This is a genomic window from Aeromonas popoffii, from assembly GCF_000820025.1.
GTDB classification, from domain to species: domain Bacteria; phylum Pseudomonadota; class Gammaproteobacteria; order Enterobacterales; family Aeromonadaceae; genus Aeromonas; species Aeromonas popoffii.
The window spans coordinates 49,773-75,757 of the sequence record NZ_CDBI01000033.1 but is presented as its reverse complement, the minus strand read 5'-3'; the positions used below and the strand labels follow the sequence as shown (position 1 = coordinate 75,757).

Genomic DNA, 25,985 nt, shown 5'->3' with positions numbered 1-25,985 from the left:
TGACAATCAATTAGCTACAAAGAAAACCCAAAACCGTAAACCAGATCTCACAACTCATTTAACAAGCCATTAATGTTCATCCAGAAAAATTGACAGCACCCCTTAACTCTGTTTCAAATAGGGCGCTCCAGCTGCCCCTGGTACAGGTCAGAACCTTTGCCAGCGTCATCAAACTCGTAATAAAGTAGAGCTGGAATCAAATTATAAAAGAGCAAAGGAGACGTGCTATGGCTGATAAGATAGCCACCCTACACCTGCCCGGTAAAGACCCGGTAGAACTACCGATCCTGTCTGGGACTATCGGACCCGACGTGATCGACGTCAGAAAATTGGGCGCGCAAGGGTACTTCACCTTTGACCCCGGTTTTATGGCCACCGGTGCTTGTAAATCATCTATTACCTATATCGATGGCGATCAGGGTGTCTTGCTGCACCGTGGTTACCCTATCGCCCAGTTGGCCACCCAGGCCAGCTACCTCGAAGTCTGCTACATACTGCTGTACGGCGAGGCGCCCACCAAGGCGCAGTACACCGAGTTCGAGCGTCTGGTCACCCGCCATACCATGGTGCACGAGCAGATCGCCTTCTTCTTCCGCGGCTTCCGTCGTGACTCCCACCCCATGGCCATCATGTGTGGTGTGGTCAGTGCGCTGTCCGCCTTCTATCACGATGCGCTCGACATCAACAACGAAGAGCACCGCGAGATCTGTGCCTTCCGTCTGCTCTCCAAGATGCCGACCCTGGCCGCCATGTGCTACAAGTACTCCATCGGTCAGCCATTCATGCAGCCGCGCAATGCCCTCTCCTATGCTGGTAACTTCCTGCACATGATGTTTGGCGTGCCGACCGAAGAGTACAAGGTCAACCCCATCGTCGAACGCGCCATGGACCGCATCTTCACCCTGCATGCGGATCACGAGCAGAACGCCTCCACCTCCACCGTGCGTCTGGCCGGCTCCTCCGGTGCCAACCCGTTTGCCTGTATTGCCGCCGGGATCGCCTCCCTGTGGGGACCAGCTCATGGCGGTGCCAACGAAGCCTGTCTCAAGATGCTCGAAGAGATTGGCTCTGTGGATCGCATTCCCGAGTTCATCGCCAAGGCCAAGGACAAGAACGATCCGTTCCGTCTGATGGGCTTCGGTCACCGGGTTTACAAGAACCACGATCCCCGTGCCCAGGTGATGCGCCAGACCTGTCACGAGGTGCTCGAAGAGCTGCAGATCAAGGATCCGCTGCTGGATGTGGCCATGGAGCTGGAGCGCATCGCGCTGTCGGACGCTTACTTCGTCGAGAAGAAGCTCTACCCGAACGTGGACTTCTACTCCGGTATCATCATGAAGGCCATCGGCATCCCTATGTCCATGTTCACCGTGATCTTCGCCATCTCCCGCACCATAGGCTGGATTGCCCACTGGAACGAGATGCACTCGGACCCGGATCAGAAGATTGGCCGTCCGCGTCAGCTCTACACCGGCTTGGCCCAACGGGAATTCACCCCGCTCGATCAGCGTTGATGCACTGAATCGACACGGTTTGTCAGCAAGGCGGTCATTGACCGCCTTTTTATTTGCCGCTCTAATGCCCCCCTTGTCGCTCAGAAGGAGTCCATCATGAGACCACTGTTCATCAGCGCCGCCCTGCTGCTTACCGCCTGTCAGAACGCACCGACGACCCCGTTACAAGGGGAAACCCTCTACATCAACAGCCAGCGGGTCGACTGCGTCGGTGTCGGCCCCATGCTGTGCATGCAGGTTCGCAGCGATGAGCAGCAGGCCTGGAGCCTGTTTTATCAGCAGATAGAAGGCTTTCAATTTGAACCTGGCTACCAGTACCAGCTGACCGTCAGCAAGGAGTGGCTCAACGACGTGCCAGCGGATGCCCCTTCCCTGCGTTATCACCTGATCAAGCTGGTCAGCAAGCAGACCGCTCGTTAAGAATACCGGCCACAAAGAGCCTCATTTGGAGGTTGTCATTCAGTTCATGAACGCATTCTGGTACGCTGGCTGACGGAGATATTATGTAATCCGCACACCCAAGCAGCGATGCCCCATGACGATGATCCAGATACGCACGACCCGGGCCAATGACTGGCCCACCATCATGGCCATTCAGGATGAGTGTTATCATCAGCTGGATCCTGAACCCCTCGAGGTCATGAGCAGCAAGGCCGAGCTGGCTCCCGACTGTTGTTGGGTGGCCGAATATCAAGGCAAGGTACTGGGTTACCTGCTCTGCCATCCTTGGCGCGCCCACCAGCCCCCCGCCCTCTCGGTACCCATGCAGACACTGGCGGGGAACGACGAGTTCTACCTGCACGATCTGGCCGTGTCAGCACAGGCGCGCGGCAAGGGCATTGGCCAGCGGCTACTGGAAACCGCCCTCGCCTTTGCCAGCGCTGAAGGCTACGAGTATGCCGGGCTGGTGGCGGTGCAGGATGCCCCGACTTTCTGGCGCAAGCAGGGCTTTGTGCCCGCCAACACCCCAAAATCGTTGGACGAGTACGGTGAAGACGCTGTCTATATGCGGCTACCCTTGACCGACCCCGCCTGAGGGTCGCCCGACTGCCAATAAAAAAGGCGCCTTGCGGCGCCTTTTTTCACATCATCGACTCATCAAGCCTTGAACTTGCTGAACACCAGTGATGCATTGGTACCGCCAAAGCCGAAGCTGTTGGACATGACGGTATTGAGATCAGCCGCTTCGTACTCGCGTACGATGGGCAGCCCCTCAGCCTTCTCGTCCAGGGTCTCGATGTTGATGCTGGGGGCAATAAAGCCGTGTTCCATCATCAGCAGGGAGTAGACAGCCTCATGCACGCCCGCAGCGCCCAGCGCATGGCCGGTCATCGCTTTGGTCGCGGAGATTTTGGGGCCGTTAGTGCCAAACAGCGTCTGGATAGCTTCCAGCTCCTTGGTGTCACCCACCGGAGTGGAGGTGCCGTGAGTGTTGATGTAATCAACCTTGCCAACCCCCTGCATCGCCATCTTCATGCAACGCACAGCGCCTTCACCGCTCGGAGCGACCATGTCGTAGCCATCGGAGGTGGCACCGTAACCGGTCAGCTCGGCATAGATGTGAGCACCACGGGCCAGGGCATGTTCCAGCTCCTCGACCACCAAGATGCCACCGCCACCGGAGATGACGAAACCATCGCGGTTGGCGTCATAGGTACGGGACGCTTTTTCCGGGGTGTCGTTGTACTTGGTGGACAGGGCACCCATGGCGTCAAACTGGATGGTGGAAGACCAGTCCAGCTCTTCACCGCCGCCGGCGAAGACCACGTCCTGCTTACCCAGCTGGATCAGTTCCATGGCGTGACCGATGCAGTGGGCAGAGGTGGCACAGGCAGAGCTGATGGAGTAGTTGACACCCTTGATCTGGAACGGGGTCGCCAGGCAGGCAGAGGTAGTGGAAGACATGGTGCGCGGCACCATGTAGGGGCCCACCCGCTTGACGCCTTTCTCACGGGCAATGTCGCAGGACTCTGAGGTGTTCTTGCCGGATGCACCACCGGAACCGACCACCAGGCCGGTACGCTCGTTGGAGATCTGATCTTCCTGCAACCCGGCATCATCAATGGCCTGTTGCATGGAGAGATAGGCATAGGCCGCAGCGTCACCCATGAAACGCATGACTTTACGGTCGATCAGTTCAGACGGATCGAGTTTGATGTTACCCCAGACACGGCTACGCAGGTTGTGCTGCTCGAACTGCTCGGAATAGGTGATGCCAGATTTACCTGATTTCAGGGAGGCCAGCACTTCTTCCTTGTTGTTGCCGATACTGGAGATGACGCCGATACCGGTGATCACTGCTCTTCTCATTAATTCATCTCGTCTGGAAAAACTGGCGCCAAGTCTACCCGCTTTCGGCTGCCAAACTGGTCTGCTTTCACGTAGAATGCCCGCGTTCTTATGACGCGAGCAGAGGGAAACGTGAGTCAAACATCCTTACATCATGCCCGATTGGACTGGAATGAAGCGGGAACTCCACTCTCCAGTGACTTCGGGGATGTGTACTTTTCCAATGATAACGGTCTAAGTGAAACCCGCTACGTCTTTTTGCAGCAAAATGGGTTGCCAGCGCGATTTTCTCACCACAATAGTGACAGTTTCGTGATAGGTGAAACAGGTTTCGGCACAGGCCTTAACTTTCTGGCGACAATGAAAGCCTTCCTTGAACAGGCTCCCCACACCGGCAACGGCGCCCGTCTGCACTTCATCAGTTTCGAAAAATTCCCCCTCACCCAGGGCGATCTTCGCAAGGCACTGGCCGCCTGGCCCGAGCTTGCCCCCTTCAGCCAGGCACTCATCGCACAGTGGCCACTGCCCGTCCCTGGCTGCCATCGTCTGCACTTTGCGGGCGGCCGCATTCGACTCGATCTCTGGCTGGGGGACATCAAGGACATGCTGCCGCAAGTGCCTCATGGTGAGCAGGGGCTGGTGGATACCTGGTATCTGGATGGATTCGCACCGGCAAAAAATCCCGAGATGTGGACACAAGAGTTATTCGAGGACCTGGCCCGCCTGGCTCGTCCCGGTGCGACCATCTCCACCTTTACCAGCGCCGGCTTCGTACGTCGTGGCCTGATTGCCGCGGGATTTGCCATGAAGAAGGTCAAGGGCCATGGCAGCAAGTGGGCAATGCTGGCAGGCGAGCGGGTAGACAAGACACCACAGCGCACCATCGCCCCCTGGTATGCCAGACCGGCGGGGCAAGACGGCGAGGTGCTGATCATTGGCGGCGGCATCGCCTCGGCCATGACGGCGCTCTCGCTGGTGGAGCGGGGCCGCAAGGTCACCCTGCTCTGCGAGGACAATGAACTGGCTACCGGCGCCTCAGGTAATCGACAGGGGGCACTCTATCCCCTGCTCAACGGCGAGCACGATGCCTTGTCACGCTTTTACTCGCTGGCCTTCGGCTATGCACGCCAACGGCTGCTGACCCTGGCCGAGCGCCATGCCATCGCCTTTGAATTGTGCGGAGTGGTGCAGCTTGGCTATGACGACAAATCCAGCGCCAAGCTGGCCAAGATGCAACAGGGCCCTTTCCCGCCCGCGCTGATGCACCCACTGACGCCCACTGAAGCCGAGCACGAATGTGGCCTGCCCTCGGGTCATGCCGGGGTCAGCTATCCGCTGGGGGGCTGGCTCTGTCCGGCCGATCTCACCCGCGCAGCCATCAAGGAGGCACAAGCCAGCGGCCTGCTGCAAGTGGAATACGATTGCCCAGTCACGGCTATTCATGAGCAAGCAGATGGCTGGCGGGTTGAAAACCATGAGAGGCGTCAATGGCAGGCCCCCAATCTGGTCGTGGCCGCCGGTCATCAGTTGCCCGCCCTGCTCCCCTTTGCCGAGCTGCCGCTCTATCCGGTGCGTGGTCAGGTGAGCCATGTGCCGACCACGGCCACTCTGAGCCGGCTCAAGACGGTGCTCTGTTACGATGGCTACCTCACGCCCGCGCACAACCAGCAGCACTGTATCGGTGCCAGCTATGGCCGCAACCAGCACAGCCTCGAGTTTCGCGCAGAAGAACAGCTGCAAAACCAGACCCGGCTGCAAGCCTGCCTGCCGGATCAGATCTGGCCAGCCGAGGTGAATATCAGTGGCAACGAGGCACGGGTGGGCGTGCGCTGCGCCAGCCGGGATCACCTGCCGGTGGTGGGGCCAATCGCCAGATTGGCCAGCCTGGCAGATCACTACGCCAGGCTCCAGTTTGATCAGCCACACGCAGCGCCGCTGCCACTGCATCCCGGCCTGTATGTGCTGGGGGCGCTCGGCTCACGGGGCCTCTGCTCGGCGCCGCTGTGCAGTGAGCTGCTTGCCAGCGAGATCTGTGGCGATCCGCTACCGCTGTCCGCCGATCTGCTGGAAGCGCTCCATCCGGCGCGCTATTGGGTGCGCAAACTGCTCAAGGGCAAGCCCCTCAACTGACCGCCAGCCCCGGTTGGCGAATCCACCCCAATAAAAACGGGCTCCCCACCGGGAGCCCGTTTTTATCGCTGGTAACGCCGACCAAGGCGCTAGATGCCCTTGGGCCAGATCACCCCCAATGTGCGGCCGTGATCCGTCTGTTGCTGCAACTGGGTGAAGCGCTCACGGGTGCTGGCCAGCACCCCCTGCCCCTGTTGCCAGGCCTGATATTGCAGGGCGGCGCAATCGCGCTCCACCGGCAGTTGTGCCAACTGGATGCCAAGCTGGCTGACGCTCTCCAGCAAGATCTGCTTGTGACGGCTCTCATAATCGAACATGGCGGTCACCAGCCTGTCCCACTTCTGGCGCTCTGCGGCGGAGGCCCTCGCCTTGTCCATCCAGTTCGGTACCATTACCTTGATGCGGGTGGTGATCCTGACCTGCTCCAGCGCGCAGCGGTCGGCCTCGGGGCGGGTCTGCAACTGCCAGGAAAGTTGGTAGCTGGCCATGCCGATATGGCCGCGGGCCTGGGTCTGCCCCTGTTTTGCTATCTGGCGGGACACACTGACGACATCCGGTCCAAACACCCGGTAAAACTGGAAATCAACCTTGATGTCAGGCTCGACCTTGATGCCGGTATAACGAGAACGTTCGGCCCCTGCTGTGGCGGCATACAGCAAGGCTGCCACCATGAAAACTTTGCTGATCATTCCCATTTATGCTGCCTTGACCTCGTTGATGCTCGGGGTGTTATTTTAATTAATTATCAACGTATTAATACTCGACGCAGGAGATTAACCGCGATCCCTGCGACTGTCACCCACTCCCGTCAAAAAGCCCGAGTATCAGATTGACAAGTCGCAACCCCGCGCCTTCATTGATTTGAAAGCAAGATCACAAGTGATGATTGACATCATGGTGAGCCATCCCTGATTGGATAACAATCGTCGAGTTTTATGTTGATACTTTTCGGGATGGGTCAGATGACCCTCCACGTTGACGCCAAAAATGTATCCACCTTCAATTTCGGACTCAGGAACTCACTCTATGATGGAACTCCTTATTGGCACCCTGGTCACCCTGACCGTGGGTCGCTACATCTTCAAGGGCTACTCGGCCACCGGGGTGCTGCTCAGTGGCGGTCTGCTGCTGCTGACCATTACCGCCCTGATGGGCAAGGCCGTACTGCCTGCCAGCGTCACCTCCACCGGTCACGTGGCCACCGACGTCTTTGAATATGTGCGCTTCCTGCTGGTGGATCGTGGTGGTGGCCTTGGCATGCTGATCATGGTGCTGTGCGGTTTTGCCGGCTACATGAGCCATATCGGCGCCAACACCATTCTGGTCAAGCTGGCCAGCAAACCACTGGGCATCATCAAATCCCCCTACATCCTGCTGGTGGCCGCCTATCTGGTTGCCTGCGCCATGTCGCTGGCGGTGAGCTCCGCCACTGGCCTCGGCGTGCTGTTGATGGCCACCCTGTTCCCGCTGATGGTCAACATGGGGATCTCCCGTGGCGCGGCGGCGGCCGTGTGCGCCTCGCCAGCCGCCATCATTCTGGCACCGACCTCCGGTGACGTGGTGATGGCTGCCCAGGCCGCCAACATGCCGCTGCTCGATTTTGCCTTCAAGCTGACTCTGCCCATCTCGCTGATTGCCATCGCCTGCATGGCGGTGACTCACTTCTTCTGGCAGCGCTACCTGGACCAGAAGTCTGGCGAGCACAATGAGCCGGTCGCCCCGGGTGATCTGGTCACCACCGCCCCCGCCTTCTACGCCATCCTGCCGTTTACTCCCATCATCGGGGTGCTGGTATTTGACGGCAAATGGGGTCCACAGCTGGATATCGTCACCATCATAGTGATGTGCATGGTGCTGGCCAGCCTGCTGGAGCTGGTGCGGATCCGCAACGGCAAGGAGCTGTTGGACGGACTGCAGGTCTGCTGGCGTCACATGGCGGATGCCTTCGCTGGTGTGGTCATGCTGCTGGTCGGTGCCGGTGTCTTTGCCCAGGGTCTGATGACTATCGGCTTTATCGACACCCTGCTTGCCCATGCACAGGATCTCGGCTCGGGCGGCATGATCATGATGCTGTCACTGGTGGTGATCACCACCCTGGCCGCCTTCACTACCGGCTCGGGCAATGCCCCCTTCTACGCCTTCGTGGAGCTGATCCCCAATCTGGCCAGCAGCCTTGGCATCAACCCGGCCTATCTGGTGATCCCGATGCTGCAAGCCTCCAACCTGGGTCGTACCATTTCGCCGGTCTCCGGGGTGGTGGTCGCCTGTGCGGGGATGGGCAAGCTCTCGCCGTTCGAGGTGGTCAAGCGCACCAGTATGCCGGTCGCGGTCGGCCTGCTGGTGGTGATCCTCGCCACCCAGATCATGGTGCCCGCCTGACATTCGGCCTGAACCTGCGGGGGGACTGACTCTGGCCCCTGCCAGAACTGGCGCTTTCCTCACCAGCCCGGCGTCCTGCCGGGCTGGTATCTTCCCCCGAGGTTGGAGTAGACTCTGAGCTCTTTTTTTCTCTAAGGAGGACCGAGATGAGTATTACGGTTCAACTTGCCCACTTCAGTGACTGCCACTCCCATTTCGATGGCGCCCCCATGCGCTTCTCCCCCGTTGGCGAGTCCGAGTGGCGTACTCAATGTGGCGGCTATGCCCGCATCCTTTCCCGGCTCACCGCCCTGCGTCAGCAGGCAGACGCTGCGGGTCAGACCTGCCTGCTCCTGCACGGCGGCGACACCTTCCAGGGTTCGCTTTATTTCAACCGTTTCAAGGGGCGAGCCAACGCAGATCTGCTGAGCTTGCTGCAGCCGGATGCCATGGTGATCGGCAATCACGAATTCGATCTGGGCAACGGTCCTCTGGTGGAGTTTTTGCGCCAGCTCGACTTCCCAGTGCTGGCCGCCAACCTGGACAGCAGTCAGGAACCGGCCGATACCCCGTTGCGACTGAGGGGCCTGCACATGCTCCATGACGCCAGGCGCCCCTGGCACAAACGCATCATAGACGGAGTGCCCTTCGCCCTGCTCGGCATCACACTGCCGCAGATGGCCGCCATCGCCAATCCGGATGCCTATACCCATTTTCACGGCATCGAGGAGACGCTGGTCGCCGCGATCAGCGACATCAAGGCCGAAGGTATTCACCACATCATCTTGCTGAGCCATCTGGGGCTTGAGCAGGACAAGCGCCTGGCTGCTCGCTTTCCGGAGTTCAGCCTCATCATCGGCGGCCACACTCACAGTCAGCTGGGGGATCTGGCTCCCCTCGGGCTCGAGAGCGACGGCAGCTATCCGCTGATGGTGAACGACGTCGCCATACTGCATGCGGCCCACAGCGCGCTCTGCCTCGGGGTGTGCGAGCTGGAATTTGACGCGCGCGGCCGAGTGCGGCGCAGCCAGGGCCAGCTGGAGTGGCTGCCCTGGCAACCCTGGCCGTTTGACTCAGCGCCGCCAGCCGGTCTGCACTTCTGCGAGCCGGCTCCTGAACTTGAGGCGCATCTGGCCAAGCGCTACCGGCCCGAGCTCGAAACCATGACCCAGCGCATTGTGACCCGGCTCGCCGGGCCACTGCACCATCAGCGCCTGCCCGACGCCAACCTGCCAGCCGGCAGCCAGGTTGCCCCCCTGGTGGCCCACGCCATGCTGACCGGAGCCCGTGAACAGGTCGGTCAGGTGGATTTCGCCCTGCACAACGCAGGTGGCGTGCGCTGCGCCCTCGAACCCGGGCCGCTCAGCGAGGCGGATATCGCCGGTCGCCTGCTGCCTTTTGCCATTCCGCTCACCCTCTATCGGGTGCACGGCCATGAACTGGCCGAGGCGCTGGAGGGGGCCATCGACAACGCCACCAACAATGGCGTGACGGGTAACGGCAGCGGCAGCTTCCCTTATACTGCCGGCGTCCGTTTCAGCTACCAGGCAGACAAGCCCAAAGGGGCCAGGATCACCCGGCTGGAGTGGGAGGCGAGCCCGGGTCAATGGCAGCCGATCGAGGCCGATGCTATCTACCGGGGGGTATCAAGCGCCTATACCGCCTCCGGCAAGGAGGGCTACACGGCGCTGGCCCGCACCCTGACCCAGCACAATCAGGAGCTCGGCATCACGCTGGCGGATGCCTTCATCCGCTGGGCACGCTATCTGCCCGAGCTGAGTGTCATGCCGCCGCTGCTGGTGTATCAGGGCCCTGGCGCCATGTCGTGAACCCAGTGGGACTCAGACCACCACTTCTGCCACGTTTGTCATAAAAAGTGCCGCTTTCTTGCCAGAAGACGGCACTTTTGCAAATTATTTCAAGCACATCTGCCACGCCCATTGCATAGCGCAGTCAGGCTCGGCAAGATAGGCCCGCTTTCGAGACTTCCCAGCTGGAACAGGTCACCCATGAATCATGTCATCCGCTTTACCCCTCCTCGTGTCAATCCGGGCCTTAGGCCGCTGGTGATCCTGCTCACTGGCCTGCTGGCCTTGCTGTTTTGCCTGCGCAACCCGCTGTTTCATGGCATGGCCCCCGGCTTCGATGCTTCATTGTTCGCTGTGATGGGCAAGATGTGGAGTGAGGGGGGCGTGCTCTACCGGGACATGGTCGACATCAAGGGCCCCATGATCTTCGCCCTCAATGCACTCGGTTACCACCTGGGTGGCTTCTTCGGGATCTGGCTGCTGGAGTGGGCGCTCTGCTGGCTCGGTCTGCTGGCCAGCTGGCAAGCATTCGGCCAGCTCGGCCTCTCCCTGCGCGCACGCCTCGGTAGCATGCTGGCGGTGCTGGCGCTCTACAGCACCCGTTATTACTACGGCAACATGACCGAGGACTGGACCTTCCATCTGGCCCTCCTCGCCCAATGGGCCTTCATCACCATGCTGCTGGACAAGCGCTTCAGCTGGGGGCCGGCCCTGGTGGCGGCGCTGACCTTTGCCATCGTAGCCTGGATGCGCACCAACAACGGCGCCTTCTGGGGCGCCTGGTATCTGGTGCTGTTCTGCCACTGGTGCCTGCGCGAACAGTGGCGCTGCGCCTTCGCCCTGCTCTTCTCCAGCCTGCTGGGACTGGCCCTGATAGGCGCCCCCCTGCTTGCCTACTTCCAGCACCACAGCTTGCTGGCCGAATTCAAGTATTACGCCTTCGACATCTTCTTCGAGGGCAGCTACGGTAACGGCTTCTCGCCAGATGTGGGCAGCGTCGGCCTGCTGCGCACCGGCCTCATCATGCTGCTACCCGCCTTCATCATACTGATGATGAGCAGGCGGCAGGAGTGGTATCTGCCCGTCCTGTGCGCCACCCTGTTCGGCGTAGTGTTCACCCTGGTCGCCAACTCCGTTTCCGGCCATGTGTTCGATCACTACGATGTGCTCTATCTGCCGCTGGCCCTGTTGCCGCTCGCCTGCCTGCTGGATCGCAGCGAGCAGCAAGCCGATGGCCTCGGCCTGCTCTGTATCTCGCTGGTGGTGCTGACCGCCAGCTGGCTGCTGGCCCAGCAGCTCGGTTACGGCTGGAGCACCAAGGAGTGGTCGCTGGAACGGGTGCGGGAAGTGCTCGGCAACAGTCTGCTGTGGGCCCTGCCCGTGCTGATCCTGGTGCCCCTGTGGCGCGCCTGGGATGTGCGCAGTGCCACTCCCTGGCTCGCCTCGCTGGCCATGCTGGTCCTGCTGCTCAACAACGCCTGGGAAGGCAGCCTGAAGGGCACGCCGTTCAACCTGCCAGCTCAGGTACGGGTCGATCGGATCAAGGCCGAAACCGGCCCGACCGACAAGATCTGGGTCGATGGCATACAGCCGCAATATTATCTGTGGACCGATCGCCAGCCGGCCTCCGCCTATCTCTTCTTTGCCAACGTCAATCCGCCCTACGACGTGCGTGAACGTGTGCTGGCCGACATCAAGCGCCAGAGTCCCAAGTTCATCATCGCCAAGCCGGAACGGATTGCCGACGAGCTGAAAAAACCGAGCTCCCCTTCCAGCCTCGCCTTCTATCAATATCTGGTGAGCCAGTATGAAGAGGTGGACCCCGGCCTTTATCGCAGGCGCTGATCCCGCACCATCGCCAGCAAGGGCCGTCATTGATCACAGTGACGGCCCTTTTGCTTGGACGAACACACGCAGGGAAGAGAGCAAGCCCTACCCAAGCCAACGCGGGATGACTACAATGGCGCTCTTTTTTGATGTGACGAGTGACAAACCATGGCGGAACTGACCTATCTCGGGGGCTACCCGGACCAGCTCAAGGCCCAGGTACAACAGCTGATCGCGGCGGGCAAGCTGGGCGACATGCTGGAAAAACGCTACCCGGACAGTCACCTGATCCAGAGTGATAAGGCGCTGCTGGGTTACACCATGGAGTTGAAGAACCGCTATCTGAAAAGCTCGGCGCCGCTGTCCAAGGTGATTTTCGATGGCAAGATCAACGTGATCAAAGATGCCCTCGGCCTGCACACCTATGTCAGCCGGGTACAGGGCAACAAGCTCAAGGCCAAGAACGAGATCCGCATCGCAGCCCTGTTCAAGGAGGCTCACCCCGCCTTTTTGAAGATGATAGTGGTGCACGAACTGGCCCACCTGAAGGAGAAGGATCACAACAAGGCCTTCTATCAGCTCTGTCAACACATGGAGCCGGACTATCATCAACTGGAGTTTGATCTCAGACTCTGGCTCACTTGGCGCGATATTGAGCGCGCCGCGCGCTGACCGATTGCCGTTTCAAGGAGGAAACATGATCCCATTGCGCCATCCGCTACTGCCACGTGCTCGCACATTCAAGGGAGGCTTGATGAGCCTGTGGAGTCTGGTGTTGCTGCTCCCACCGCTTTCCCTGCACGCCGCCGACCACTGGCAGAGCGATGCCTATCTGACTCAGAGCTTCTTCGAAGTCGCCATGAAACAGGAATATGGCCACGAGCAGAATGTGCGTTTCTCCCGCTGGCAGCAACCCATCCGTCTCAGGCTCATCAATGAATTTGGCGACAAGCCGCTGCAGGCCGAGGTGGTCAAGATCCAGAGCCAGCATCTGGCCAGCATCATAGGTCGCCCTATCACACTGGTGAACGACAACGCCAACATCACCCTGATCATGACCCAACACTCGCAGATGGCGAGCTGGGCCAAACGGACAATGGGCCAGGATGCCTCCATCAAGATGGCGCTCAAAGAGGGGCTGTGCATAGCCAACTTCGCCACCAATGCCCGCTATGAGATAGCCCGCGCCACCATCATCATTCCGGTAGATTACAGCCGGGCCAAGGGGCGTTTTCTCGATTGCGTAGTAGAAGAACTCACCCAGGTGATGGGCCTGCCCAACGACTCGGACAAGGTGTTTCCCTCCATCTTCAACGACAACAGCATCGACAGCTTCCCGACCGGACTCGACTATGTGCTGCTCAAGCTTGCCTATCACCCCGCGCTGCATCCCGGCATGACGGCCGCCGAGGTGCACGCCGCCCTGCCCGAGGCCATCAAGGCGCTGCGTGCCCACCGCGAGATAGCCCAGGCCAACCAGCGGGTACAGGTCAATAGCCTCAAGCGCTGGGCCGGGTTGTAAGGCGCAGGATCCCCCTTCCAGCACGATGTGAGCAGGTAAACTCCCAGTGTGGCCAGAAACGGAAAAACGCAGCCGAGGCTGCGTTTTCTCTGATCCTTGTTGAGTCTTTCTGGCGCCTGCCATACACGACTCAGCCGGCGGCCAGCGAGCCTCAGGAGGCGGCGTTTTCCGGCATCCAGCTGTCAGCGTTCTCCCACACCTCCTGCACCATGGCCTCCGCCAGCTCCTTGTCTTCCTTGCTGGCACGGCTGACCGTCATCGCCATGGCACCGCCCGGCGCGACCCGCACATGCAGGTCGGGGAACTTCTCGCCCAACTGCTTGAGCAACTCCTGACGCAGCGCCTCCATGGTGGTGGTAGGGATCTGATGTTTCTTGTCGATGATGATTTCCAGACGCATAGGATAAGTCTCCATGATTTATAACTGTATTTTTATACAGTAAAAATCAAAAGTAAAGGAGGGATTATCTGCTTCCCCAAGCAGGCCTTCAATCAAAGTTGCAGTGGCGTCGCAGATAACCGGTTTTCCTGCTCCCGGGCAGCTCATACCCGCCCGTTTTATGCTCTATGCCCCCTTCATCTACCCTTATAGCGCCCTAAAAAATAGTTGATATTCATTCTCAACAGGAGCATTATTTATGCTGTTATAACATAACACGAAAAACCATAGAGCGAGTATTATGCGCCCCAACATTCACCCCGAATACCGTCAGATCCTGTTTCACGATCTGACCGCCAACAACTATTTTCTGGTGGGTTCCACCCTCAAAACAGACCGCACCAAGCAGTGGGAGGATGGCAATACCTATCCCTATGTGACGCTGGATGTCTCCAGTGCCTCTCACCCCTTCTATACCGGCAAGCAGAAGCAGATCGGCAAGGAGGGCCAGGTCGCCCGCTTTGGGCAACGTTTCGGCCACTTCTTCAACAAAGGAAAAGACAAGTAATGAAAGTGCTCTCCTCCCTCAAATCAGCCAAGTCGCGCCACCCGGATTGCCAGATTGTCAGTCGCCGCGGCAAGCTATTCGTGATCTGCAAGAGCAATCCCAGATTCAAGGCCCGCCAGCGCTGAGCAAGTCAGCCCCTTCACTGGCCCTCTTCTCAGGGGCCAGTGAAACCTTCGAAAAACTAGCCTGATCTGGCATCTGCGACACTGATGACGCTTGGCTGGCGCATCGTCCCTGTCTGCAATCCCCCCGTCACAGCGGGGTGGCGCATTTGCGGTATTCGGTCGGGCTGACGCCCACCCGTTTCCTGAACACCCGCGAGAAGTAGAGCTGATCGTCATAGCCCACCTGCTGGCCTATGGTGGCCACCGACATGGGGGTGGTCTGCAGCAACAGCTTGGCCCGCATGATCCGCTGATCCTCGCGCCAGCGCACTATGCTCACCCCCACCTGCTCGCGAAACAGGTGCGCCAGCCGTGAAGGAGACAAAAACACCCGCTCCGCCAGCGCCTCTACCGAGATTTCGGCACAGAGCGACTCGCTCAGGATCTGGCACGCCTGGTGAACCCGGTGATCTATGGTGGGGTAGGCATTGAGAGAAGAGGCCTCGTAGCAACGAATAAGCAGCCGTTCCAGCAGGTTCATGGCGAGCTGTTCCGACATGGGTCTGAGCTGCTGGTGGGTCTCTTCGATGTCGAGGAACAGAGCGTCAAATTCGGTGAGCAACTGGCTGTCCGCCAGTTGCAGGCACCCCACCCGCTCCGTCACCTGCGGCCACTTTAGCCAGTCGGCCCAATAGGCCCTCGGCCGAAAATAGACCCAGCGGTGGTACCACTCCCGCGCATCCGGCGCCCGGCCGTAATAGTGCACGGCCGCCGGCGGGAACAGCAGCAGGTCGCCGGGCTCCACTGTGAATGCCTGATCCCCATGAAAGATCTGCCCCTTGCCTCTGATGGTCAGGTTGACGATGAAGCCCTTCATGCCCTGGGGCCTGTCAATGATGAAGTCGAGCGCGCTCCCCTGCTCTATGGGGGTCATGCCCGAGACCAGGAAGACATCAAAGGCGTAGCCCGGCAACAGGGGATTAAGTTGTTTCGGCTTCTCTTTTTGCATCGAGGACATGGCGGAAAACAGCGCTTGGGTAAAAAAATCGGCTTGGGCCATTGTAAAGACTCACCTTGGGAACGCGCTATCTGGCGGTCAGCGTCGTGTGAAATTGTTGAGCTGGCTCACAATGGCATGGGCCGAGCGCCATAGTGTCACCGGCGCAAGCCAACAGAACGTGAGCCTGCGCCGGTAGGAGGGAGGTCAGATGCGCGCCTTGCGTACCTGCTTGTAGCGATCGAACAGCACGGCGGCGAGCAGGATCAGGCCGCGCACCACGTACTGGGCAAACGGGGATATGTTTAGCAGGTTCATGGCGTTCTCCATTAGCCCCAGGATCAGCACACCGGCGATGATGTAGGAGATCTTGCCAATCCCCCCCTTCATAGAGACACCGCCCAGCACGCAGGCCGAGATCACCACCAGCTCGAAACCGATGGAGGTCATGGGCTGGCCCGAGGTCATGCGCGACGCGAGTATGATGCCGGCAATGGAGGCAATCAGCCCGGTCATGGTGAAGATGATGATCTTGGTGCGCACCACGTTGACCCCGGCCAGCCGCGCGGCCTCTTCATTGCCCCCCATGGCCAGGGTGTTGCGACCGAAGGTGGTCTTGTTGAGCAGCAGGCCAAAGAGCACGAAGCAGAGCGCCGTCAGCCAGACCGGCGTCGGGATCCCGAGCAGGGCGGAGTTGCCGAGATCGAAAAAACCCTCTTCCACTATGCCGACCGCCTTGCCATCGGAGATGAGGTAGCCCACCCCGCGCGCCATCTGCATGGTGGCGAGGGTGGTGATAAGGGCGTTGATCTTGAATTTGGCCACCACGATGCCGTTGATGAGGCCAAACAGCACCCCCACCGACATACCGGCCAGGATGCCGACCGTGATGCTCTCGGTGGCGTTGATGCCCACCGCGCAGGCAACGCCTGAACAGGCGACCACGGAGCCGACCGACATGTCGAACTCGCCGGAGGCGAGGCAGAACAGCATGCCGCAGGCCACCATGCCCGACATGGAGACAGCCAGCCCCAGCCCGCGCATGTTGATCAGGCTGGCAAAGTTGGGCACCAGCACGCAGGCCAGCAAGAACAGGATGGCGAAGATCACCAGCATGCCGTATTGATCCCATATCCGGGCCAGTTGCAGGCGGGAGCCGCTGGCCGCCGCGGCGCTGGCGGTTTGGCCGACTGAGGTAGTAGTTGTCATGGTTTGTCTCCTGAAAATTCCGGGTGCTATCTCGTTGCAGTCAGCGGCTCAACGGGCCGGCATGGCCAGATTGAGCGCCTTGACCTCGTCGGCCTCATCGTGGGAAAGCTCGCCAGCGATCTCCCCCTCCCGCATGACGATGATCCGATCCGCGATGCCCAGCACCTCCGGCAGCTCGCTTGATACCACCACCACGGCGATACCCACCTTGGCCAGATCGTAAATCACGTTGTAAATCTCGTTTTTTGCCCCGACGTCGATGCCACGGGTCGGCTCGTCGAGCAAAATGACCTTCATGTCTTCGGAGAGCCAGCGCCCCAGAATGGCCTTCTGCTGGTTGCCGCCGGAGAGGTGCATGATGGCCTGATAGGGGGACGGGGTTTTGACCCGCATGTCGCGGATCCGCAGCCGGGCGTTTTCGTCTTCCCATGTTTGGTTAATCCAGAAGCCCCACCACGCCTTGTGGCGCCGGGCGCTGATGTTGATGTTCTCCTGCACCGAGTGAATGGGGATAATACCGAGGGCTTTTCTGTCCTCGGTACAGAGCATGATGCCGCTGTGAATGGCATCAATGGGGTTGCGAATGGGCACAGGTTTGCCAAACACCGAGATCTCGCCAGAGACCAGCTTGTCGGCACCAAAGATGAGCTTCATCAGCTCGCTGCGACCGGCCCCCACCAGCCCGAAAATGCCAAGGATCTCCCCTCGCTTGACCTCAAACGAGATGGGTGTCTGCAGGCCGGGCCCCATCAGGTTTTCCACCCGCAGGCCCACTTCCCCAAGCGCTCTTGGGCTGTAACCGTAGATATCGGTCAGCTCGCGCCCCACCATGGTCTTGACCAGCAGATCCCGGCTGACCTCGGCCATGGAGGCGAAGGTGCGTACGAACTGGCCATCCTTGAATACCGTGATGGCATCGCACAGGGCGAAGATCTCGTCCATGCGGTGGGAGACGTAGAGGATCACCTTACCCTCGTCCCGTAGCTGGCGAATGACCCGAAACAGCTGATCTATTTCGCGGGATGAGAGGCTGCTGGTCGGCTCGTCAAAGGCGATGATCCGGGCATCCCGGGTCAGCGCCTTGGCAATCTCCACCATTTGCCATTGACCGAGCGACAGGTACTTGAGCGGCGTCTCGGGCGACACATCCATGCCGAGGCGCGCCAGCTGCCTGACCGCATCCTGATAGAGCTTCTCCCGATCGATGACGCCATGCCGGGTGGGCAGCTGGCCGAGGTAAATATTCTCGGCCACGCTCATCTCGGGCACCAGATGCAACTCCTGATAGATAATGGCGATCCCGCTCTCCAGCGCATCGACCGTGCTCTGGAATACCCGCTCCTGACCGGCCAGCTTCACCACCCCGGTGGTGGGCGCCTGAAAGCCGCTCAGGATCTTGAGCAGGGTCGACTTGCCCGCGCCGTTCTCTCCCATCAGCGCATGCACCGAGCCCTGCTGGCAGGAGAAGGAGACGTTTTGCAGCGCCTTGACGCCGGGAAACTCCTTGCTGATGCCGCAAAACTCCAGATAAGGAACTGACTGATCCATGTGTTTACTCCAGATCACAGGCATGGGCGGTTCTGCGCCATGCCGGTATCGATGTCAGAGGTTAGACCGCGCCTGTCACAGACCTTTTTTCTGCAGCTCGACCTTGAAGTTGTCGCGGGTGATGAGCACAACGTCGGTCACTTCGGTGAAGTTGGCTGGCTCTGCGCCATTGACGACCCAGTCATGCAGCATCTGGATACTCTTGTAGCCGTGCACATCCGGGCTGGGCAGCAGGGAGCCGAGGAAACCGGTGGCGCTGGACTTGGAGAGCTCGTTCACCGCATCCACCCCGTTGATGCCGATGCCAATGACATTCGCGGCCTTGAAGCCCTGCCCTTCGGTGGCGCGCACGCCGCCGAGCACTGTATTGTCATTCATGCCGACGATGAGCCAGTTCTTCACCTCGGGGTGCTGCACCAGCATGGAGTTGGCGGCATCCAGTGCCCCCGGAATGTCGTTGGCCTTGGTCGGTGAACGGTAGATCTGGGCATCGGGGAAGCCGGCGACCTTGAGCGCACTCAAAGAACCCTCGACCCGACGACGGGCGGTATCCAACTCATCGGCCGTGATGGCCAGTACCCCGGTCGCCTTCACATCCCACTGGCGTTTTTGCATCTCCTTGTAGAGCTCCTGACCCTGGCGCTCGCCAATCTTGGTGGCGGCCATCATCACCAGCGGCACCTGCTCCATGGGCTGGCCCTTGGCGTTAACGAATTGGTCATCCACAGTGATGACCTTCAGACCCATGCTGTTGGCCTTGGCCATGATGGCGGCCCCGAGCTTGGGGTCAGGGGTACAGATGACAAAGCCCTTGGCGCCGTTGGCCGCCAGGCTGTCGATGGCATTGAGCGTCTTCTCGCCATCGGGTACCGCTATCTTGATCACCTCGAAACCGAGATCCTTGCCGGCCTTGTCGGCGAAGTTCCATTCGGTCTGGAACCAGGGCTCCTCCGGCTGCTTGACCAGGTAACCCAGCTTCAGCGCCTCGGCCGAAAAAGCAGAATTTGCCATACCAAAGGCAAACCCCATAGCAATCATGCCTTTAACGATTTTGTTCATGTGAATGTCTCCAAGTGTTCTATCAATCCATGTACCAACGAAGTGCGGCCGTTCGTACAACTCAATCAGCCGCCACATAAAAACATGTTCAAACATGACGTTATTGTTATTGCTAGATGAACAAACCAAGTTGTAAACGTTTTCTCACTAAAAAATGGAGAGCAGGATCACGCCATAAAATTGCAGCTATTTTGTCTATATTTTCAGCAAAAAAGTCATATAAAGGATCCTGGACAGCCATCACCATCTTGCGTTGATAGCGTTTAAATCCATATTTCCAGCAGCCAATGGCTAACCGCCCGTCCAGTCCATCTCCTATGGTTCCTCCCCAGTCCCCCCTCATTGATGGTCAGGAGCACCTATGTCTGAGCACCCCAGGTCCGAGTACATCGTCATCGGACTCGATTTTGGCAGCGATTCGGTCAGGGCACTCGCCGTGCGCTGTCAGGACGGCGCCGAGCTGGCAACCCATGTCGTCTATTACCCACGCTGGCAGGCCGGCCACTACTGTCAGCCGGTCAACAACCAGTTCCGCCACCACCCTCTCGACTATCTGGAATCCATGGAGCAGGCGGTGGTGCAGGTGGTGAGCCAGCTCACCCCCATCCAGCGCGCCGCCGTGCGCGGTATCGGGGTGGACAGCACGGGCTCGACACCCGCCCCCATCGATGAGAAGGGGCAAGTGCTGGCCCTGCGCCCCGAGTTTGCCGACAATCCCAACGCCATGTTTGTGCTGTGGAAGGATCACACCGCCATCGAAGAGGCTGAGGCCATCACGGCGCTCTGCCACGGCGGCCAGTTCCCCGACTACAGTCGCTACATAGGCGGCATCTACTCATCCGAGTGGTTCTGGGCCAAAATCCTGCACGTCTCCCGCAGCGATGCGGCGGTGCGCGCAGCGGCCTGCAACTGGGTCGAACTGTGCGACTGGGTGCCCGCCATCCTGAGCGGCACCCAGGCCCCGGCCGACATCAGGCGCGGGCGCTGCTCCGCCGGCCACAAGTCCCTCTGGCACCCGAGCTGGGGCGGCCTGCCTCCCGCCGATTTTCTCAACGCGCTGGATCCGCTGCTGACCGAAGATCTCGACTGCCCGCTCTTTACCGACAGCTGGACTGCTGATCTGCCGGTCGGCACCCTGACCCCAGAGTGGGCCAAGCGGCTGCATCTCTCCTGCGAGGTGGTGATCGCCGGCGGCGCCTTTGATTGCCACATGGGTGCGGTGGGGGCCGGGGCCGGCCACAATACCCTGGTCAAGGTGATCGGCACCTCCACCTGCGACATCCTGATCGCCGATGAGGCCACCATAGGCGGGCGCACGATCACAGGGATCTGCGGCCAGGTGAGCGGCAGCGTGGTACCAGGCATGGTGGGGCTGGAGGCGGGACAGTCGGCGTTTGGCGATATCTACGCCTGGTATCAGCGCCAACTGAGCTGGCCGCTCGACCGGCTCGCCGCCCAGTCCCCCGAACTTCACACCGCCATCGAAGCCCACAAGCGGGAACTGTTGCCGAGCCTCGCCGCCGCTTGGGAGCAGCAACGCGATCTGGCCCACCTGCCAGTGGTGCTCGACTGGTTCAACGGCCGCCGTACCCCGTATGCCAACCAGCGCCTGCAGGGCACCCTTACCGGGCTCAACCTCGGCACGGATGCGCCCGACTTGTTCGGCGCTCTGGTGGCCTCCACCGCCTTCGGGGCTCGCAGCATCATGGAGTGTTTGACCCGCCAGCAGGTGCCGGTGGAACAGGTGATCGCCCTGGGCGGCATCGCCCGCAAATCAACAACAGTGATGCAAACCTGCGCCGACGTGATGAACAGACCCATCCAGGTGGTGGCCTCGGATCAGTGCTGCGCCCTGGGGGCGGCCATCTTCGCCGCCGTGGCGGCCGGGATCCATGGCGATGTGGCCGAGGCTCAGCGCCACATGGCGAGCGCCATGGAGCGCACCCACCAGCCGGATCCGGTGCGGGTCGCCGAGTATGAGCGGCTCTACCAGCGCTACCTCGCCTGGGGCGCCGCCGCCGAGCCCCTCTACAACCGCGGGGTACAGGCATGAACCTTCAAGCTCTCAAGGAGCAGGTGCTGTCCGCCAACCTGGACTTGCCGCGCCACGGTCTGGTGACCTTCACCTGGGGTAACGTGAGCGGTATCGACCGGGAACGGGGTCTGGTGGTGATAAAGCCGAGCGGCGTCAGCTACGAGCGGATGCGGCTGGAGGATCTGGTGGTGCTGGATCTCGCAGGCAAGCAGGTGGAGGGGGCGCTGCGCCCCTCCTCCGACACCGCCACCCACCTGGTGCTCTATCGCACCTATCCCGCGCTTGGCGGCGTGGTACATACCCACTCCACCCACGCCACCGCCTGGGCCCAGGCATGCCGCTCTATCCCTATCTTTGGCACCACCCAGGCCGACTATTTCAATGGCGAGATCCCCTGCTCCCGCCTGCTCACCCCAAAGGAGGTCGAGGAGGATTACGAGGGACAGACCGGTCACCTCATCGTCGAGACCTTGCAACGGATCCCCATTCTCACCATGCCGGGGGTGCTGGTGGCCAATCACGGCCCCTTCAGCTGGGGCAAGGATGCGGATGAGGCGGTGCACAACGCCGTGGTACTGGAAGAGGTGGCGCGCATGGCGTGGCTCACCGGCCAGATAAACCCGCAGGCTCATGCTCTGCCAGACTACCTGCTGGAAAAACACTACCAGCGCAAACATGGCAAACACGCCTATTACGGCCAGACCGAAACTTGATCAATAAAGAGGACAAGATCATGGAATTGATGAAACAGCTGGAAGTGTGGTTTCTGGTCGGCAGCCAGCACCTGTATGGCGCGACCACATTGAAGCAGGTGGCCGATCATGCCCATACCATGACCAGCCAGCTCAACGAGGGGGCTGGGCTGCCCATCAAGATAGTGCTCAAGCCCACCGGCACCACACTCGATGAGATAAGCGCGGTGGCCCGGGATGCCAACCATGACGAGCGCTGCGTGGGGCTCATGGTGTGGATGCACACCTTCTCCCCCGCCAAAATGTGGATCCCGGCCCTGAGTCAGCTGCAAAAGCCTCTGCTGCAATTTCACACCCAGTTCAACCGCGACCTGCCCTGGCGCGAGATCGACATGGACTTCATGAACCTGAACCAGACCGCCCATGGCGGGCGCGAGTTCGGTTTCATGGGCGCCCGCCTGCGACTGCCACGCACCGTGGTGGTGGGCCACTGGCAGGATGAGGAAGCAAGGAGCAAGATCGGCAACTGGATGCGCATCGCCGCCGCCATTCACGACAGCCGCCACCTGAAGATCGCCCGCTTTGGCGACAACATGCGCAACGTGGCCGTCACCGAGGGCGACAAGATTGAAGCCCAGATCCAGTTCGGCTATCAGGTGAACTATCACCCGGTTGGCGATCTGGTGAAGGTCATCGACACCGTGCCCGCCGCCAATATCGACGCGCTGCTGGCCGAGTACGAACAGACCTATACCCTGACCGAAGCGGTGCAGGCAGGCGGGCCACTGCGTGCGTCCCTCTATGAAGCCGCGCGCCAGGAGCTGGGGATGAAAAAATTTCTCACCGAGGGCGGCTTTGGCGCCTTCACCACCACCTTCGAGGATCTCCATGGCCTGCACCAGCTGCCTGGGCTGGCCTGCCAGCGCCTGATGCAGCAAGGCTTCGGCTTCGGGGCCGAAGGGGACTGGAAGACGGCGGCCCTGCTGCGCACCCTCAAGGTGATGGGAACAGGCCTTGCGGGCGGCACCTCCTTCATGGAGGACTACACCTACCACCTGGAGGCGGGCAACAACCTGGTGCTGGGTGCCCACATGCTGGAGGTGTGCCCCTCTATCGCCGCAAGTAAACCCGTGCTGGACGTCCAACACCTGGGGATAGGCAAGAAGGCCGACCCGGCCAGACTGCTATTCGCGGTGCCTGCCGGCAAGGCGGTCAATGCCAGCCTCATCGACATGGGCAATCGCTTCCGGCTGGTGGTCAATCAGCTGGAGGTGGTGGACTTGCCAGAGGCCATGCCGAAATTACCGGTGGCAAGCGCCCTGTGGAAGCCCATGCCGGACCTTCAAACCAGCGCCGAGGCCTGGATCCTGGCGGGCGCCGCCCACCACTCGGTGTTCACCCAGTCGGTGGAGATCGAGCAGCTGCGCACCTTCGCCGACATCATGGGCATAGAGTTCGTGGTGATCGACGAGCACACCCGGATCCCGGAGCTCAAGCAGACACTCCAGTGGAACGAGGTCTACTACAAGATCTGCCGCTGATCCCTTAATCGGCCAGCGGCCAGCGGCCAGCGGCCACCACCATGACAGCAGCCCCGCCAGCGGGGCTGCTTCCTTCTCTATTTCTCATACCTGCCAGACGACTATTGCTACCTCATCATCCCTTGCCTGTCCAATAAACCAGCAGCCGGGCTGTCTGCCCTTCGCTCGGCCTGCGCTATGGTTTACCATGCAGGTAATCGTGGTGCATGGCACCGCCCACTCAGGTGCGTGGCACCACCGTATCGGACACCCATCTCGGAACTTATGAGCAAAACAGCACAATCCGGCATTGAGCCCACCTTCTACTTCCACGATTACGAGACCTTCGGCATCAGCCCGGCGAAGGACAGGCCGTCGCAGTTTGCCGGTATCCGTACCGATGCGGATTTCAACCTCATCGGCGAGCCGCTGGTCATCTATTGCAAGCCGCCGGCAGATTATTTGCCGGATCCGGAAGCCTGCCTGATCACTGGCATCACGCCGCAAAAGGCGATGAAAGACGGACTGTGCGAGGCGGATTTCATCCGCCAGATCCACGAGCAGTTCGCTACACCGAATACCTGCGTGCTGGGCTACAACAGCATCCGCTTCGATGACGAGGTGACGCGTTACACCCTCTATCGCAACTTCTATGACCCCTACGCCTACAGTTGGCAAAACGGCAACTCCCGCTGGGACATACTCGACATGCTGCGGGCCTGCTATGCCCTGCGCCCGGAGGGGATCGAGTGGGCATTTGACGAGGAGGGCAAACCGAGTTTCAGGCTGGAGAAGCTGACGGTGGCCAACGGCGTGGCTCACGCCAATGCCCACGATGCGCTCTCCGATGTGCTGGCTACCATAGAGATGGCCAAGCTGGTGAAAAAGGCCCAGCCCAAGTTGTTTAACTATCTGTTTGACCTTCGCAACAAGAACAAGGTTAAAGCACTGATCGACGTGGTGACCATGAAGCCACTGACCCATGTCTCCGGCATGTTCTCCCCCTGGCAGGGGTGCGTGAGCTGGGTGTCGCCGCTCGCCTGGCACCCCAGTAACCAGAATGCGGTGATCATGGTGGATTTGACCCGTGATCCGACCCCGCTCATCGCGCTCTCCAGCGACGAGATCCGCGAGCGGCTCTATACCCGCAAGGATGAGCTGGGAGATCTGGCGGCCATTCCGGTCAAGCTGGTGCACATCAACAAGTGCCCGGTACTGGCGCCAGCGGCCACCCTGACCGCCGAGCGCGCCGACGAGCTTGGCATCGACCGGGAGCAGTGCCGCAAGAGCCTGGATCTGCTGCGGGCTCATCCCGAGGTACGGGAAAAACTGGTGGAGGTGTTCAATCAGGAGTTCGCGGGCAACAACGACTCGGATCCGGATACCCAGCTCTACGCCGGTTTCTTCGGCCACGGCGACAAGGCCACCATGGATCTGGTGCGTGCCACCCCGGCCGAACTGTTAGGAGAGCGGGAATTTGCCTTCACAGACGCGCGTTTGCCCCAGATGCTGTTCCGCTACCGCGCCCGCAACTGGCCGCACACCCTGAGCGAGGCGGAGCAGAAGCGATGGCGCCTGCACTGCAGCGACTACTTCAGCCGCCGCCTGCCGGACTACGCCCCTCGCCTCGAGGCACTGGCCGAGCAGAATCAGGGTAATGAGCGGAACTTTGCGATTCTCAAGAGCCTCTATCACTACCTCGAAGATCTGTGAGATGTGATCGGCTTCACAGTTAAATATCGGTCTGTTCCCCTCGCCCAAGACATAATGGGAAGGGGAGCTAAGACTCCTGAAGTTTCAATTATTTGTGCGCTAATATTGGATTAACGGCCTTTGACTATCGACCCTTGGGGATGCCTCGTCTGATGCGTTCAGGATTATCCGGTTTCGGCTTGCTCGTCTGCTCCCTGCTGCCTTCGGCCTGCATGGCAGGCGTGCGTTTTGATGTCCCCGACTATTTGCTGCAACTGCCGCAGCAAACTTATGAGCTGATCGAGAGCAACTTCAGCCGCCTCTATCAGCAGACCGACTTCACTCCCCAGATCACCAACAGCTATTTCAACCGATCCGATCTCTACAACTTTGTCGGCGTGCCGCTGGCCATCACCCCCCAGGCCGGTTTTCAGCTGGAGGTGTTTGGTCAGCTCTACAATCGCGCCTCCCAGAGCTATGTGCACATGAGCCAGGACATGTCGCTCTATCGCATGATCCGGGCCGACATGATTGGCAACACCAATGATGAGGTCGCCATCGGCATGGGGCTCGGCATGCCCCTCAGCCCGCAGTTCACCTTCAAGGCACTGCTCTCCAGCAACGAGATCCCGGGCTATGGCGCCGCCAATTACGCCATCGGCTTCGAGTGGTGTTACTGATCCCCCGACATTTATGCCCCCTTTGCGAATAATTCAGGCTCCCATGGGAGCCTG

The 25,985-nt window shown here is 60.2% G+C and carries 23 protein-coding genes; 16 read left to right on the top strand and 7 right to left on the bottom strand.

Features of this window, described 5'->3' with window-relative positions; all coding sequences use genetic code 11:
* Positions 1–227: 227 nt before the first annotated feature.
* The 3 genes from BN1129_RS07075 to BN1129_RS07065 all read left to right on the top strand — a co-directional run bounded on the left by BN1129_RS07075 (position 228) and on the right by BN1129_RS07065 (position 2,550).
* Positions 228–1,514, top strand: a complete 1,287-nt coding sequence (locus BN1129_RS07075) for a citrate synthase (protein WP_042035493.1) — start codon at positions 228–230, stop codon at positions 1,512–1,514.
* 96 nt (positions 1,515–1,610) lie between these two features.
* Complete coding sequence (locus BN1129_RS07070) at positions 1,611–1,934, top strand: DUF4377 domain-containing protein (protein WP_042035492.1); 324 nt, start codon at positions 1,611–1,613, stop codon at positions 1,932–1,934.
* 121 nt (positions 1,935–2,055) lie between these two features.
* Complete coding sequence (locus BN1129_RS07065; protein WP_042035517.1) at positions 2,056–2,550, top strand: GNAT family N-acetyltransferase; 495 nt, start codon at positions 2,056–2,058, stop codon at positions 2,548–2,550.
* 62 nt (positions 2,551–2,612) lie between these two features.
* Here the strand turns inward: BN1129_RS07065 and fabB are convergent, their stop codons facing one another.
* Complete coding sequence (gene fabB / locus BN1129_RS07060; protein WP_042035490.1) at positions 2,613–3,824, bottom strand: beta-ketoacyl-ACP synthase I; 1,212 nt, start codon at positions 3,822–3,824, stop codon at positions 2,613–2,615.
* A gap of 90 nt (positions 3,825–3,914) precedes the next feature.
* Between fabB and mnmC the strand changes: the two genes are divergently transcribed.
* Positions 3,915–5,933, top strand: a complete 2,019-nt coding sequence (mnmC, locus tag BN1129_RS07055; RefSeq protein ID WP_042035488.1) for a bifunctional tRNA (5-methylaminomethyl-2-thiouridine)(34)-methyltransferase MnmC2/FAD-dependent 5-carboxymethylaminomethyl-2-thiouridine(34) oxidoreductase MnmC1 — start codon at positions 3,915–3,917, stop codon at positions 5,931–5,933.
* An 89-nt stretch (positions 5,934–6,022) separates the two neighbouring features.
* Here the strand turns inward: mnmC and BN1129_RS07050 are convergent, their stop codons facing one another.
* A complete protein-coding gene (locus tag BN1129_RS07050) occupies positions 6,023–6,622 on the bottom strand; it encodes a DUF922 domain-containing Zn-dependent protease (RefSeq protein ID WP_209418484.1) in 600 nt (199 codons plus the stop codon).
* 337 nt (positions 6,623–6,959) lie between these two features.
* Between BN1129_RS07050 and dcuC the strand changes: the two genes are divergently transcribed.
* The 5 genes from dcuC to BN1129_RS07025 all read left to right on the top strand — a co-directional run bounded on the left by dcuC (position 6,960) and on the right by BN1129_RS07025 (position 13,448).
* Positions 6,960–8,312 (top strand): anaerobic C4-dicarboxylate transporter DcuC, encoded by a 1,353-nt coding sequence (gene dcuC / locus BN1129_RS07045; protein WP_042035484.1) that lies wholly within the window; start codon positions 6,960–6,962, stop codon positions 8,310–8,312.
* Between the two features lie 146 nt (positions 8,313–8,458).
* Positions 8,459–10,120 carry a bifunctional metallophosphatase/5'-nucleotidase gene (locus BN1129_RS07040; RefSeq protein ID WP_042035482.1) on the top strand — a complete coding sequence of 554 codons (1,662 nt, stop codon included), beginning with the start codon at positions 8,459–8,461 and terminating at the stop codon, positions 10,118–10,120.
* Positions 10,121–10,300: 180 nt separating this feature from the next.
* A complete protein-coding gene (locus BN1129_RS07035) occupies positions 10,301–11,944 on the top strand; it encodes a hypothetical protein (RefSeq protein ID WP_042035481.1) in 1,644 nt (547 codons plus the stop codon).
* A gap of 150 nt (positions 11,945–12,094) precedes the next feature.
* Positions 12,095–12,598, top strand: a complete 504-nt coding sequence (locus BN1129_RS07030; RefSeq protein WP_042035480.1) for a M48 family metallopeptidase — start codon at positions 12,095–12,097, stop codon at positions 12,596–12,598.
* 25 nt (positions 12,599–12,623) lie between these two features.
* Positions 12,624–13,448: a DUF2927 domain-containing protein gene (locus tag BN1129_RS07025; protein WP_042035478.1), complete on the top strand. Its 825-nt coding sequence runs from the start codon at positions 12,624–12,626 to the stop codon at positions 13,446–13,448.
* A gap of 151 nt (positions 13,449–13,599) precedes the next feature.
* Here BN1129_RS07025 and BN1129_RS07020 read toward each other — a convergent pair whose 3' ends face one another.
* The gene (locus BN1129_RS07020) at positions 13,600–13,848 is read right to left on the bottom strand and encodes a DinI family protein (protein ID WP_021140432.1); all 249 of its coding nucleotides are present in this window, start codon (positions 13,846–13,848) and stop codon (positions 13,600–13,602) included.
* Between the two features lie 280 nt (positions 13,849–14,128).
* Between BN1129_RS07020 and BN1129_RS07015 the strand changes: the two genes are divergently transcribed.
* Positions 14,129–14,395 (top strand): type B 50S ribosomal protein L31, encoded by a 267-nt coding sequence (locus BN1129_RS07015; protein WP_042035477.1) that lies wholly within the window; start codon positions 14,129–14,131, stop codon positions 14,393–14,395.
* Complete coding sequence (gene ykgO, locus BN1129_RS07010) at positions 14,395–14,520, top strand: type B 50S ribosomal protein L36 (protein ID WP_042035476.1); 126 nt, start codon at positions 14,395–14,397, stop codon at positions 14,518–14,520. Before BN1129_RS07015 ends, ykgO begins: the two co-directional genes overlap by 1 nt.
* Positions 14,521–14,647: 127 nt before the next feature.
* On the opposite strand, the gene araC is transcribed toward ykgO, so the two are convergent.
* The 4 genes from araC to BN1129_RS06990 all read right to left on the bottom strand — a co-directional run bounded on the left by araC (position 14,648) and on the right by BN1129_RS06990 (position 19,312).
* The gene (gene araC, locus BN1129_RS07005) at positions 14,648–15,559 is read right to left on the bottom strand and encodes an arabinose operon transcriptional regulator AraC (RefSeq protein WP_042035474.1); all 912 of its coding nucleotides are present in this window, start codon (positions 15,557–15,559) and stop codon (positions 14,648–14,650) included.
* Between the two features lie 144 nt (positions 15,560–15,703).
* Complete coding sequence (gene araH / locus BN1129_RS07000; protein ID WP_042035472.1) at positions 15,704–16,705, bottom strand: L-arabinose ABC transporter permease AraH; 1,002 nt, start codon at positions 16,703–16,705, stop codon at positions 15,704–15,706.
* A gap of 48 nt (positions 16,706–16,753) precedes the next feature.
* Positions 16,754–18,253: an L-arabinose ABC transporter ATP-binding protein AraG gene (gene araG / locus BN1129_RS06995; protein ID WP_042035470.1), complete on the bottom strand. Its 1,500-nt coding sequence runs from the start codon at positions 18,251–18,253 to the stop codon at positions 16,754–16,756.
* 75 nt (positions 18,254–18,328) lie between these two features.
* Positions 18,329–19,312 carry an arabinose ABC transporter substrate-binding protein gene (locus BN1129_RS06990; protein WP_042035469.1) on the bottom strand — a complete coding sequence of 328 codons (984 nt, stop codon included), beginning with the start codon at positions 19,310–19,312 and terminating at the stop codon, positions 18,329–18,331.
* Between the two features lie 361 nt (positions 19,313–19,673).
* Here BN1129_RS06990 and BN1129_RS06985 point away from each other — a divergent pair, with 361 nt between their 5' ends.
* From BN1129_RS06985 to BN1129_RS06965, 5 genes are all read left to right on the top strand, one after another.
* Complete coding sequence (locus tag BN1129_RS06985; protein WP_042035468.1) at positions 19,674–21,365, top strand: ribulokinase; 1,692 nt, start codon at positions 19,674–19,676, stop codon at positions 21,363–21,365.
* A complete protein-coding gene (locus BN1129_RS06980) occupies positions 21,362–22,060 on the top strand; it encodes an L-ribulose-5-phosphate 4-epimerase (RefSeq protein WP_042035467.1) in 699 nt (232 codons plus the stop codon). Before BN1129_RS06985 ends, BN1129_RS06980 begins: the two co-directional genes overlap by 4 nt.
* A gap of 20 nt (positions 22,061–22,080) precedes the next feature.
* Positions 22,081–23,580, top strand: coding sequence for an L-arabinose isomerase (gene araA / locus BN1129_RS06975; RefSeq protein WP_042035516.1), 1,500 nt, complete (start codon positions 22,081–22,083; stop codon positions 23,578–23,580).
* A gap of 264 nt (positions 23,581–23,844) precedes the next feature.
* Positions 23,845–25,272, top strand: a complete 1,428-nt coding sequence (gene sbcB / locus BN1129_RS06970) for an exodeoxyribonuclease I (protein ID WP_042035464.1) — start codon at positions 23,845–23,847, stop codon at positions 25,270–25,272.
* 152 nt (positions 25,273–25,424) lie between these two features.
* A complete protein-coding gene (locus BN1129_RS06965) occupies positions 25,425–25,931 on the top strand; it encodes a hypothetical protein (RefSeq protein WP_042035513.1) in 507 nt (168 codons plus the stop codon).
* The last annotated feature ends 54 nt before the right edge of the window (positions 25,932–25,985 follow it).

Coding starts and splice junctions, on each gene's coding strand:
- BN1129_RS07075 (WP_042035493.1), top strand. CDS start 228: ATGGCTGATAAGATAGCCACCCTACACCTGCCCGGTAAAGACCCGGTA.
- BN1129_RS07070 (WP_042035492.1), top strand. CDS start 1,611: ATGAGACCACTGTTCATCAGCGCCGCCCTGCTGCTTACCGCCTGTCAG.
- BN1129_RS07065 (WP_042035517.1), top strand. CDS start 2,056: ATGATCCAGATACGCACGACCCGGGCCAATGACTGGCCCACCATCATG.
- fabB (WP_042035490.1), bottom strand. CDS start 3,824: ATGAGAAGAGCAGTGATCACCGGTATCGGCGTCATCTCCAGTATCGGC.
- mnmC (WP_042035488.1), top strand. CDS start 3,915: ATGACGCGAGCAGAGGGAAACGTGAGTCAAACATCCTTACATCATGCC.
- BN1129_RS07050 (WP_209418484.1), bottom strand. CDS start 6,622: ATGATCAGCAAAGTTTTCATGGTGGCAGCCTTGCTGTATGCCGCCACA.
- dcuC (WP_042035484.1), top strand. CDS start 6,960: ATGATGGAACTCCTTATTGGCACCCTGGTCACCCTGACCGTGGGTCGC.
- BN1129_RS07040 (WP_042035482.1), top strand. CDS start 8,459: ATGAGTATTACGGTTCAACTTGCCCACTTCAGTGACTGCCACTCCCAT.
- BN1129_RS07035 (WP_042035481.1), top strand. CDS start 10,301: ATGAATCATGTCATCCGCTTTACCCCTCCTCGTGTCAATCCGGGCCTT.
- BN1129_RS07030 (WP_042035480.1), top strand. CDS start 12,095: ATGGCGGAACTGACCTATCTCGGGGGCTACCCGGACCAGCTCAAGGCC.
- BN1129_RS07025 (WP_042035478.1), top strand. CDS start 12,624: ATGATCCCATTGCGCCATCCGCTACTGCCACGTGCTCGCACATTCAAG.
- BN1129_RS07020 (WP_021140432.1), bottom strand. CDS start 13,848: ATGCGTCTGGAAATCATCATCGACAAGAAACATCAGATCCCTACCACC.
- BN1129_RS07015 (WP_042035477.1), top strand. CDS start 14,129: ATGCGCCCCAACATTCACCCCGAATACCGTCAGATCCTGTTTCACGAT.
- ykgO (WP_042035476.1), top strand. CDS start 14,395: ATGAAAGTGCTCTCCTCCCTCAAATCAGCCAAGTCGCGCCACCCGGAT.
- araC (WP_042035474.1), bottom strand. CDS start 15,559: ATGGCCCAAGCCGATTTTTTTACCCAAGCGCTGTTTTCCGCCATGTCC.
- araH (WP_042035472.1), bottom strand. CDS start 16,705: ATGACAACTACTACCTCAGTCGGCCAAACCGCCAGCGCCGCGGCGGCC.
- araG (WP_042035470.1), bottom strand. CDS start 18,253: ATGGATCAGTCAGTTCCTTATCTGGAGTTTTGCGGCATCAGCAAGGAG.
- BN1129_RS06990 (WP_042035469.1), bottom strand. CDS start 19,312: ATGAACAAAATCGTTAAAGGCATGATTGCTATGGGGTTTGCCTTTGGT.
- BN1129_RS06985 (WP_042035468.1), top strand. CDS start 19,674: ATGTCTGAGCACCCCAGGTCCGAGTACATCGTCATCGGACTCGATTTT.
- BN1129_RS06980 (WP_042035467.1), top strand. CDS start 21,362: ATGAACCTTCAAGCTCTCAAGGAGCAGGTGCTGTCCGCCAACCTGGAC.
- araA (WP_042035516.1), top strand. CDS start 22,081: ATGGAATTGATGAAACAGCTGGAAGTGTGGTTTCTGGTCGGCAGCCAG.
- sbcB (WP_042035464.1), top strand. CDS start 23,845: ATGAGCAAAACAGCACAATCCGGCATTGAGCCCACCTTCTACTTCCAC.
- BN1129_RS06965 (WP_042035513.1), top strand. CDS start 25,425: ATGCGTTCAGGATTATCCGGTTTCGGCTTGCTCGTCTGCTCCCTGCTG.